Source organism: Trichocoleus desertorum ATA4-8-CV12 (assembly GCA_019358975.1).
In the GTDB taxonomy this organism is placed as follows: Bacteria; Cyanobacteriota; Cyanobacteriia; order FACHB-46; family FACHB-46; genus Trichocoleus; species Trichocoleus desertorum_A.
Map to the genome: position 1 here is coordinate 1 of JAHHIL010000087.1, position 11066 is coordinate 11066.

The window sequence follows — 11066 nt, forward strand, 5'->3', positions numbered from 1 at the left end:
AAGTAGAAGCTTGGCAAGAGGAGCGCAATCAAGAGAAGACCTGGATTGATTGGCGATTTACGACCGCAGATGCCAGGATAAAACTGCATCGACTTTACCCGTCAACTAATAATTGACTGACTACTAGTGTTCTAGTCTAATGTTCTGGGGTGCTGACGCTGATGGACTGTTCTGCTAGACCAAAGCTACGAAAGTAGTGAGCTTGCTGTTCAATCCGGGTGGCGAGGCGATCGCAAACCAAGTTGCAAAGCTCAAAAATCAGGTCATCTTCGATGCTGTAGTAGGCCGAAGTTCCCTCAGTCCGTCGGCTCAAGATCCCTGCTTGCAGCATCACCTTTAGGTGCTTAGAAACATTAGCTTGACTGGTGTCCGTAGCCTCGACCAAATCTTGTACGCATTTCTCACCATCGCGTAGCAAATTCAAGATTCGTAGACGCATTGGCTCACTTAAGATACTGAAGTACTCAGCAATTTGCTGCATCACTTCTTGCGGTACGGGCTGCATTAACTTCATGCCAATCTGACCACAGAAAGGTACTGATCCCCACATATTAGCAGTCAAAACCAACTTCACAATAGAGGGATCAACAAAGCTGTTTACTCGGCGCTACTTTTGTGAGGATTTGTTGAACCTGAGCCTCAACAATCTTGCAAATTTTCTACTTCAGGATTAAATCCATCCGGATCACAACTGCCGCCGCCAGAATTCTAAGTTTGACCCCTAAATTGATTGATTCAAGTATAAAAAGACACCGTATTAGAGCATTGTTTAGTTCATAGTTTTAGTGTTCAAAAACACATCTAGATAACTTTTGCCCAAGCTCTACGATCGCTCAAACAACCCTTTGGTGAAATCAGAGTGCTCAAACTGGTTAACCTAGACCCACTGGTTCACAGAGGTACCTGGGTGAAGTTGTGTCATGAATAACGCAGCTGTGAATTGTGCCGCCTCTCAGAAGTTACTTCATTTGGAGTTGTTGTCTGTGCTCAGTTTCGGCACTGGTTTCGATCTAGACCAGCTCAATACAACGCGAGAGATTAATGCAGCAGTTGTAAATGTGAGCGGTCGCCAACGCATGCTCTCTCAGCGCACTGCTTTGTTTGTCATGCAACTAGTATGCAGTCGGGATGAGGAGGAGCGGGACAAGCTACGGTCTGTTTTGCTGGAAGCGATCGCCCTGATGGAACAGTCTCACCAAGGATTGCTGAAAGGCGATACCAACTTGAAACTACCCGGTTGTTTGTCTCCGACTTTGCAAGCCATGTACTTTGAGGCACCCCTGAACTTAGATTGGCAAGTGCGGAACTACATCTCTCAGCTACGGGCGATCGCCACCGCTCCAGCAGCAGAACTAACTCTGGAAAACCCAAATTTGCAGGCAATCACGGCTGCTTCCACGAGGCTCTTAGAATCTCTAGATGCGGTGGTCAGCCAATATCAACAAGAGAGTGAAGCCGAACAACTGGCGCTTGATCTAGCTCACGCAGAACTGTTTGAGCAGCGAGAAGCAGCCACCGCAGCCGCGCAACAACAAGCGCAACAATTGGAAACCATGTTAGTGGAGCTACAGCAAACCCAGGCGCAACTGATTCAAACCGAAAAGATGTCTAGTTTGGGTCAGTTGGTGGCAGGCGTTGCTCATGAAATCAACAATCCCGTCAATTTCATCTATGGCAATTTAGCCCATGCTAGCGAGTACACCAACAACTTACTCAATCTGTTGGCTCTTTACCAAAAGTATCACCCTCAACCTGAATTAGAGATTCAACAACAGCTCAAAGCGACTGACTTGGAATTTTTGATTCAAGATTTACCGAAGATTTTGTCTTCGATGGCTGTTGGGACGGCTCGGATTCGAGAAATTGTCTTGTCACTGCGCAACTTCTCTCGACAAGATGAATCCCGGATGCGCCGAGTGGATATTCATGACGGCCTCGACAGCACCTTACTAATCTTGCAAAATCGGCTTAAACCGACTGGCAGCTTTCCAGGCATCCAGTTGATTAAAGAGTATGGTGACTTGCCCCTTGTAGAGTGTCATTTAGGGCAGATTAATCAAGTTTTTATGAATCTATTGAGTAATGCTATTGATGCCCTCAGAAGCAGCGATCGCCTGACTCAACAACATTTGACAGAGTCATGCCCCATTCCTAGCATTACGATTCGGACTCAAGTGCATCATTCTGATGCCATTACGGTCTGTATTGCAGACAATGGTCCCGGAATCAGTGCTGAAGTCCAGACTCGACTCTTTGAACCCTTTTTTACCACTAAACCTGTCGGTAAAGGCACTGGCATTGGGCTTTCCATTAGTCAGCAAATTGTGACAGAAACTCATCAAGGGGCACTTTGGTGTGTCTCAGAATTAGGTCAAGGTGCGGAATTTTGGCTGAAGCTACCGATTCAATCCTCAACAACGGCTCACTCATGACCATCGGGCATGGGCAGAAAGAGACACTTAGGAAGTGAGGCGTGACAACCCCGTCGCTGATTCACCATTTGGGTAATGCCAAAATCTACTGCAACTGACATCAGGGCGTAAGCTTCATCCGCACTCATCTTCCGTTTGGTTTGTAAGAAATCCAGCATTTGATCCGCACATTGGCTTACCGCTTGGTCGAAATCATGATCAAAACCGTGAGTAATCCAATGAGATTCTGTCTCTAGTAGCGGACTGCGGACTGGGAAATCCTTGATCAAGGAGACTTGTAGCCAAGCGTTCATTGAGGCTTCGATCGCGGTTCCTGAAATTTCTCCATCTCCTTGACCCATGTGGGGATCGCCCACAAAAAAGTTAGCGCCAGGGGTAAAAACTGGATAGTAAACCGTTGCCCCCGCGCCCATGCGCCAGTTGTCGATATTGCCGCCAAAAAGGCCCGGAGGGACACTGCTAATGCGACCACTCTGGGCAGGAGCAACTCCCATGATGCCAAAGTGAGGCCGTAGGGGAATAGCAACCTGAGTTTTGATCGGTTCGCGATTTGCCGCCTCAGCCGGGATGATCAGCCCAGGATGATTGTATAAAGGCTGCGATTTGAAGTCATAGGCAAAGGCAGGTTGGGCCAGCCCCAATTCGGCATCTAGTTTGTAAATAGTCAGGCGCTCTTTTTTGAAGCTGTTGTAGAGATAGCCCCAGTGAGCAGCAATATTGACACCGTAAGGCAAGCGGGGTGTGGTCTTGAGAATTTTAACGACTAAGGTATCTCCTGGCTCAGCTCCCCTAACCGCAATTGGCCCGCTCATAATATGCATTCCAGGACCGCGATCGCTCACTTGGTCGTAAACCGCTCGCACCGCTAAATCCATCATCAGGTCAGGGGCACCGCCAGCTTGGTGAGTTAAGGCTTCAACATAAACAATGTCTCCTGAATCAATCGTGAGGACAGGGGGTAAAGACTGATCAAAAAAGCCCCAAAAGCAAGTTTCGGGGGTGGCTTTGAGGACGTGAAGATGTCCAGCATCTCTTAAGGTCTCTGCAATTGACAAAGTATCTAGCTTGGCTGCTTCCGGATCACGGCCAAACCCCATTGCATATCCAGATGAATCTTGATCAGAGCCATGTTGATGTTCTGCCATGAATCTACCTTGCTAAAAGCCGCAGAAGTACCCTGTTATTCATCTTGATGTTTGGTGAAGATTATAGTTTGAGTCTTAAGGCAGCGATCGCCATTGTTGATGCTAAGTGTCGATGCCAAGTGTCGATGCCAAGTGTCGATGCCAAGTCAGACATCAAGCTTAATTTCCCTCTCCTAAGCACTAAGTCCTAAGTCCTGCATTCCTAACATCATGCGAGCTACCTTTTTCCTGCTCGATCGCTCTAGCTACCACACTTCAATTCGCTATTTCCTGATGCTGGTCGTGATGCTCCTGATGGGAAGCTGTGGATCTATCAGCGATCGCCCTGCTCCGTCACCCTCCAATCTGCCTGCGACCAGCAATCAACCATTCAAAGAATTTAACGTCATCGATGTAGCTGTAATTCCTGCGCTCAGTCCTAAAGAACAAGAAAAACAACTGGAAGCTCTCACCGATTATCTTGAAAAGTCGGTGGGATATCCCATTAATTTTCAAGTGGCTCAGAACTATGAGCAAGCGGTTGATTTGCTAGTGCGTGGCGAAGTAGAAGTTGCTTATTTAGGTCCCCTAACCTATGTGCAGGCACGGCAGCAAAATCCTGAAATTGAACCAATTGTCGCTCCCATTGAGAAAAGCACAGGTCGCCCCTGGTATACCAGCGTCATCGTTGCGAATACCGCTCAGGGCATCCGGAAGTTGAGTGACCTCAAAGGCAAGCGGTTTGCCTTCGTCAGTCGGTCTTCAACCTCTGGTTACTTAGTGCCCATATCTCACTTTCGCGAAATTGGCCTCAATCCAGACCAAGACTTTACTGAAGTTAAATACTCTGGCACTCACGACAAAGCGGAAGCCGATTTAGCAGCAGGGGTTGTAGACGCGATCGCTGACAGCAGACCCTCTTTCGTAAAGCGTCAGAAGGCTGGCAAGCTCGACCCCAAACAATACCAAATTATCTGGGAATCGGCTCCCATTCCCATGTCGCCCATTGTCGTCTCCAAACAACTGGCTCCGGAAATCGTCTCCGATCTCAAAAAAGCGCTGATTAATGCGCCAGAGGGATTGGCAGATGTGACAGGAGCGGAATCCGCCGGATACACGTTAGTTGAAGATGCTGATTATGAGCCGATTCGGCAATTGCAAAAGAACTTAGAGGTCAATTCTGGGCCAAGACAATGAAGATTTGGCAGAAGTTTATTGGCTCGTCTTTAGTCGCGGCTGGATTGGTGGCTACCTTGATGAGTGGCAGCGCTTTCTTAATCAGGCAGGTCGATCGCTCCGTACAAATGAGTCGGGAAAAAACTATCCAAGCTCGGACAGTTTCCCTGGAATTACAACTTGCCTTGCGCGAACAACTATTGGCGCTGAAGGATTTTTTGCTGATCGATCGAAATGCGATCGCGATGACCGATTACCAAAAAGCAATGTCTAATTTTCTGCTCAGCTTAGAAGAATTAGACCGCGTTATGCCAGGAGCCTCAGAAATTCCTGTAGTGCGTCGTCGGCATCAATTCTTGGTTCGATTGGCTGACAGCTTGGCCGATACGTCAACAAATACAGCCCAAACTGAGCAGGACTTACGAGCCATTGATTCCTTTGGCAAGGATATCGACTTTTACCTAGCCGCTTTAACTGAGACGGCTCAGAAACAAGATGCTCTGGCCCAGCAAGCGGCACAGCAATTTAAGCACAGAACCCAAACCTTTACTTATGTTCTGAGTGGGCTGATTGTGTTGGTATTTATTGGTCAGTTTTTGCTAATTTTGCTGCCAGTCATTCGCTCCATCCAGCAGCTACAGTTGGGTGCGGCTACCATCGGAGCTGGCAATTTAGATCACCGCTTGCAAATATCGACTAGGGACGAAATTGAGGCGTTGGCCCAAGAGTTTAACCAGATGGCAGCTCAGTTAGCTGAGTTTTATCGCTCTTTAGAACAGAAGGTGACCGAACGGACCGCAGAATTAGTGCAAGTGAATCAAAGCTTAGAGAGTGAGATTAGCGATCGCAAGCAAGCCGAAACCGCGTTACGCCAATCCGAGGAGCGAGAGCGGGAACGGGCTCAGCAGCTAGAGCAAACTCTCCAGGAGTTGCAAAAAACTCAAGCTCAACTAGTTCAAACCGAAAAGATGTCCAGCTTGGGGCAACTAGTCGCGGGAGTGGCCCACGAGATCAACAACCCAGTGAATTTCATCTACGGTAACTTGGAGTACACCCATGCTTATGTAGAAGATTTGCTAGGGCTGGTTCACCGTTACCAACAACACTCCAGTCAACTTCATCCTGAAATTCAGCAATACACAGAGGCGATCGATCTAGATTTTCTCGAAATTGATCTGCCCAAAATGTTGGCTTCTATGAAGGTTGGAACCGAGCGGATTCGGCAAATTGTGCTTTCTCTACGAAACTTCTCTCGCCTCGACGAATCTGACATGAAGCGAGTCAATATTCACGAAGGGATTGATAGTACGCTGTTGATTTTGCAACATCGGCTCAAAGCTAAACCAGAACATCCTGAAATTCAGGTGCTCAAAGAGTATGGTCAGTTGCCTTTGGTGGAGTGCTACACCGGACAACTCAACCAAGTCTTTATGAATATTCTCAGCAACGCCATTGATGCCCTCGACCACTTCAATCAGACGCGATCGATCGCAGAGATTCAAAGTGCTCCCAGCCAAATTCGGATTCAGACAAAAACCCTAGCATCTGATCGAGTGGCGATCCGCATTGCCGATAACGGTTCTGGCATGACGGATGAAGTGAAGCAGCGGCTGTTTGATCCCTTCTTTACGACCAAGCCCGTGGGCAAAGGCACCGGATTGGGGCTATCTATTAGCTACCAAATTGTGGTGAAGAAACATGGAGGCAAACTGTATTGTGAATCCCAACCGCAACAAGGCACAGAATTCTGGATTGAAATCCCAGTCCAACCTATCACTAGCCCCTTTACCTCTCCATCGGCAGCAGTCCCCAACCTAACAATTTGAGTTTTTATAGCTTTCCTAGGTCGTTTGTGAGATTAGCGGGTTGTGAGAGTTACGCCCCTTAGGGGCGTAACTCTCACAACCCAGATTGCTGTATTCCTAGGAATTGGGAGCAGAAAGGGTATTTTCGATCGCGGCTTCTGCTTCATGGGCGATCGCTCGTAACTGGTCTAAAAGTTCCGGTGCTACCTGCTGCCATAACCCGCGTTGGTGGGCTTCCAACAATCGCTCTGCCATATCACGCAAGGCCCAAGGATTTTTCTCCTGCACAAAAGCTTGGACTTTTTCATCCAAGAGATAGGCGTTGGCAACTCCTTGATACATGTGGTCTTCTACACAATGAGCCGTGGCATCGTAGGCAAACAAATAGTCGAGGGTCGCTGCCATTTCAAAGGCTCCCTTATAGCCATGCCGCATCACGCCTTCGAGCCACTTGGGATTCACCACGCGCGAGCGATAAACACGGGCGACTTCCTCCTGGAGTTTGCGGATTTTGGGGTTTTGGGGCAGCGAATGATCGCCAAAATAAGTTTGCGGATTTTTGCCAGTGAGTGAGCGCACCGCTGCCGTTAAGCCGCCTTGGAATTGGTAATAGTCATCGGAGTCCAGCAAGTCGTGCTCGCGGTTGTCTTGGTTGTGCAACACCACCTGCATTTGTTGTAAGCGTTGCTCAAAGGCTTCGGGGGCGGCTCGGCCTTCACCGTTGCGCGTGTAGGCGTAACTGCTCCAATTGATGTAAGCCCTAGCTAAATCTTGATCGTCTGTCCAATTTTGTGCTTCGATTAAACCTTGCAAACCCGCGCCATAAGCCCCTGGTTTGGAGCCAAATACCCGATAGCGCGATCGCTGCTCTGCTTGTTCTGGAGTTAAGCCTGCTGACTGCCAGCGCTGAGTTTCTTGCTGCACTTGAGCCGCTAAAGGATTTTGGTCGGGTGGTTCTGGCAATGCGGCTACGGCTGTTACTGCTTGATCAAACAGATCGATCAAATTAGCAAAAGCATCGCGAAAAAAGCCTGACACTCGTAAAGTGACATCGACACGGGGTCGCCCCAAGACGGAAACGGGCAAAATCTCGAAATCTACCATGCGTCGGGATGGCCCTTCCCAAATCGGTTGGACTCCCAATAACGCCAAGGCTTCGGCAATATCATCGCCGCCTGTCCGCATGGTAGAAGTGCCCCAAACCGACAAACCAATGGTTTTTGGGTACTCCCCGTTGTCCTGGGTGTAGCGCTCGATCAAGGCTGCTGCTGCCTTTCGACCCACATCCCAAGCGCTCTCAGTCGGAATGGCACGAATATCCACCGAGTAAAAGTTGCGCCCGGTGGGTAACACTTCTGGACGACCACGGGTGGGGGCACCAGAAGGCCCACTCGGAATATATTGTCCTGCTAAGCCTCGCAATAAATGATTGATCTCTTGCGGCGTTTGTCGCAGTTTGGGGAGTAGCACCCCCTCAATCCAGCTTATTTCTGCTTGGGTGTGAGGTGGTAGGCGATCGCCAGAGCTTTTTAGCCCAGCCATCATCTGCTCTACTAGAAAAGCCGCTTGTTGCTCCAGAAGCTCCACGACATCTCCCAAAGTTCGACAAGTCGCTAACTGTTGCTTGAGATCTGAAAGTAGCAGCGAATTGTCTACGGGTGAATGATCTAGGGCTGGGATTTCTGCTACCCATTCAAACGGACTACCTAAATCAGCCATGAGTGGATCAAGATCGAGACCCCAATCTTTGGCTAAGGCACGAGTTAAACCGATATGACCAGACCCTGGATGCCGTGCGATCGCCACGATCAAATCTCGTAATTGTCGGCCCTCCGGACAGCGGCCAAAGATATGCAACCCATCCCTAATTTGAGCCTCCTTCAGTTCGCACAGATACCCATCAGCTCGGGTGAGAAATTCTGCAAGTTGCTCCTGGACTTGAGCCGAGTTGAACTCAATGCCCAAATCTTGATGCAGGTTCTCTTGCAAGACTAAGTGAGTGATGCGATCGCGAATCACAGGCAAGCGAGTTGGGTCTAGGCTTTGGGCTTCGTAATATTCATCAATTAAGCGCTCTAACTGTTGCAAAGGGCCGTAGAGTTCAGCACGGGTCATGGGGGGGGTGAGATGATCCAAAATCACTGCTTGCGATCGCCGCTTTGCCTGTGCCCCTTCGCCTGGGTCATTGACAATAAAAGGGTACAGGTGAGGCAAGGGGCCAAAAGCGACTTCTGGATAGCAATTTTCCGACAGCGCCAGACTTTTGCCAGGGAGCCACTCCAAGTTGCCATGCTTCCCGACATGAACGATCGCCTGGGCTTGGAAGTGTTGCCGCAGCCAGTAATAGAACGCTAGATAAGCATGAGTTGGCTCTAGATCGGGCGCATGATAGTTCAGCGTCGGGTCTAAGTCGTACCCCCGTGCGGGTTGAATCCCGACAAAAACGTTGCCAAGCTGTAAGCCAGAAATAGGAAAACCCGTTGCTGGTAAGTTGGGATTCTCAGAATTTGTCTCAGAGTCAGTGACGGCGGGTGCACCCCAGCGATCGCGCATCCCCTGTTGCACCAATGCAGGCAACGCAGCAAAATACTCTTCGTACTCAGGCAAAGCTAAGCTCTGTTGCACCGAGCGTAATTCGTACCCCTCCGGATCATTGGTGACTCCGGCAGTTAAGCGCTGAATCAGTTCGTCACTGCTTTGCGGCAAATCTGTGACTTGATAACCCGCCTGTTCGAGAGCCTTAAGAATGTCTACGCAGCTCGTTGGAGTATCTAAGCCCACGCCATTCGCGAGTCGGCCATCGCGGGTAGGGTAGTTAGCCAGAATTAAAGCAATTCGCCGTTCTGCGGGCGGGGTTTGTCTTAAGGCCACCCAGTGAGCCGCTAGATCTGCGACAAATTCAATGCGATCGCGCACAGGCTGATAGCCCACCACATCCGTCTGCAAATCTGGGTTGCGAATCTGCACCGCCTTAAAGGACACCGCGCGGCTAATAATACGGCCATCCACTTCGGGCAAAGCCACATTCATGGCGGTATCTCGGGGTGACAATCCTCGATACTCGGTTTCCCACTGCTCTACCGTACCGCCGCTCAAGATCACTTGTAAAACGGGCACATCCAACTGTTGCCATAGTTCCAGATTTGGGGTTTCAGTTTCCAACTTAGCCAGCGAGAAACTCGTGGCATTCAGCAATACTTGAATCGGGGCAGTATCGGGTGGCTGGAAGTACTTCAACAGCTCAATTTGCAAATCTGGGTCGCGGAGTGAGGGCACAAAGATCGGCACAGGAGCTAATCCGCGCTCAGCTAAGGCTTGGCACAAGGCATCGATTGGGGCTGTGTTGCCTGCGAGGTAGTGGGCGCGGTAGAACAATAAGCCTGCTTTGGGTGCGCAGAGCGGTTTCATACTAGAAAAGAATTCCGAACCTGGCCCCCCTAGCCCCCCAAATTTGGGGGGAACCTGCTCAACGTCCCCCAGTACAGAGTCCCCCAGTATTGGGGGATTTAGGGGGCAGTGCAAGGAGTTAAAACGCATTTCAACGTTTCTGCTGGTTAAATGAAACAGCCCTGCCGAGGAGTGGGGGGTGGATGAAGGGTGGGGGTGCCAGGGGTAGAGGCCGATTTGGGGGACTGGTTGGGGCGGGGCGGGAGTGTAGTCTTGGTTGAGGCCAATTTGGGCGGCAAACTTGAGGGCGTTGACCATGTTGGTGATGCCGCCCTCGGTGAAGTAACGCCAGAGCTGATTTACCGCTGTCAGGGGTGCAGTGGAATGACTCACCAAATCTGGATCAGGGCGATCGTCTCCTGGCAAAACGATGAGAGTGGCTTGGGTACGCTGAACGGTGTCTTTGACTACCTCAAACCCGTAAGACCAATAAGACCGTCCCCCTAGCAAACGCAGCACAATTACTTGGGCTGACTCCAACACGTCCTCAGCGTAGGTATCAATGGTGAGTTGTTGTTGTAGCTGCAACAGATTCACCACCCGAATGGCGGGAAAGTCTACTGGCAGTAGCGGTAAAGCTTGAGCGATGGTCTGGATGTCGGTATCTGCCGCCGTCAGCAAGACCAAAGGTGCGGGCGTTTGCTCAATAAAAATGACCCCTTCTGCTTGGGGATTCCAACCGCCGGGGGTCGCAGCCAAACGATGCATGATGGTTTCCAGTTCTAAAAATTGCTTACACTGAAACTCCCGCTCCTACACGGATCTGGAGAGGAGTTGATTAAGATATGCTGAGTATTAACTGAATCATCCCGTCAGACTCTATCTTTAGTAACTCAAAAGCTTTACGCCTTATTTTGGCCGAGCGTTAACCCAGCAATCTAATTACTGAGTATTTATATTTCATGGTTTGTTGTGGTTAAAGCCATGCTGCATCGTACCAGCTTACAGTGTTTCTCTTGACACTCCCACGGCTAAAGCACGTGGGATTCTTGGCTCTACGAAACCACTTAACCTAGAGTCCTTGCGTCATCTAGGCCAGAGGTGGGATTCTCCCCAAGCGTTACTTCGGGTATGCCCTACCC

At 49.7% G+C, this 11066-nt stretch carries 6 protein-coding genes; 3 read left to right on the forward strand and 3 right to left on the reverse strand.

Annotated elements, in window-relative coordinates:
• Positions 1-136: 136 nt before the first annotated feature.
• Positions 137-514, reverse strand: coding sequence for a metalloregulator ArsR/SmtB family transcription factor (locus KME12_27305; GenBank protein ID MBW4491469.1), 378 nt, complete (start codon positions 512-514; stop codon positions 137-139).
• Between the two features lie 667 nt (positions 515-1181).
• On the opposite strand from KME12_27305, the gene KME12_27310 reads away from it, so the two are divergent.
• Positions 1182-2432: a HAMP domain-containing histidine kinase gene (locus tag KME12_27310; protein ID MBW4491470.1), complete on the forward strand. Its 1251-nt coding sequence runs from the start codon at positions 1182-1184 to the stop codon at positions 2430-2432.
• Here KME12_27310 and KME12_27315 read toward each other — a convergent pair.
• The gene (locus KME12_27315) at positions 2423-3577 is read right to left on the reverse strand and encodes an acetamidase/formamidase family protein (protein MBW4491471.1); all 1155 of its coding nucleotides are present in this window, start codon (positions 3575-3577) and stop codon (positions 2423-2425) included. The genes KME12_27310 and KME12_27315 overlap by 10 nt on opposite strands.
• A gap of 210 nt (positions 3578-3787) precedes the next feature.
• Here KME12_27315 and phnD point away from each other — a divergent pair, with 210 nt between their 5' ends.
• Positions 3788-4753 (forward strand): phosphate/phosphite/phosphonate ABC transporter substrate-binding protein, encoded by a 966-nt coding sequence (phnD, locus tag KME12_27320; GenBank protein MBW4491472.1) that lies wholly within the window; start codon positions 3788-3790, stop codon positions 4751-4753.
• Positions 4750-6558 (forward strand): HAMP domain-containing protein, encoded by a 1809-nt coding sequence (locus tag KME12_27325; protein MBW4491473.1) that lies wholly within the window; start codon positions 4750-4752, stop codon positions 6556-6558. Before phnD ends, KME12_27325 begins: the two co-directional genes overlap by 4 nt.
• Positions 6559-6654: 96 nt before the next feature.
• On the opposite strand, the gene cobN is transcribed toward KME12_27325, so the two are convergent.
• A complete protein-coding gene (cobN, locus tag KME12_27330; GenBank protein ID MBW4491474.1) occupies positions 6655-10692 on the reverse strand; it encodes a cobaltochelatase subunit CobN in 4038 nt (1345 codons plus the stop codon).
• Positions 10693-11066 lie beyond the last annotated feature (374 nt).

Excerpts from the sequence above, each read along its gene's own strand:
- KME12_27325 (MBW4491473.1), top strand. The coding sequence starts at position 4,750 with ATGAAGATTTGGCAGAAGTTTATTGGCTCGTCTTTAGTCGCGGCTGGA.
- KME12_27310 (MBW4491470.1), top strand. The coding sequence starts at position 1,182 with ATGGAACAGTCTCACCAAGGATTGCTGAAAGGCGATACCAACTTGAAA.
- phnD (MBW4491472.1), top strand. The coding sequence starts at position 3,788 with ATGCGAGCTACCTTTTTCCTGCTCGATCGCTCTAGCTACCACACTTCA.
- KME12_27305 (MBW4491469.1), bottom strand. The coding sequence starts at position 514 with ATGAAGTTAATGCAGCCCGTACCGCAAGAAGTGATGCAGCAAATTGCT.
- KME12_27315 (MBW4491471.1), bottom strand. The coding sequence starts at position 3,577 with ATGGCAGAACATCAACATGGCTCTGATCAAGATTCATCTGGATATGCA.
- cobN (MBW4491474.1), bottom strand. The coding sequence starts at position 10,692 with ATGCATCGTTTGGCTGCGACCCCCGGCGGTTGGAATCCCCAAGCAGAA.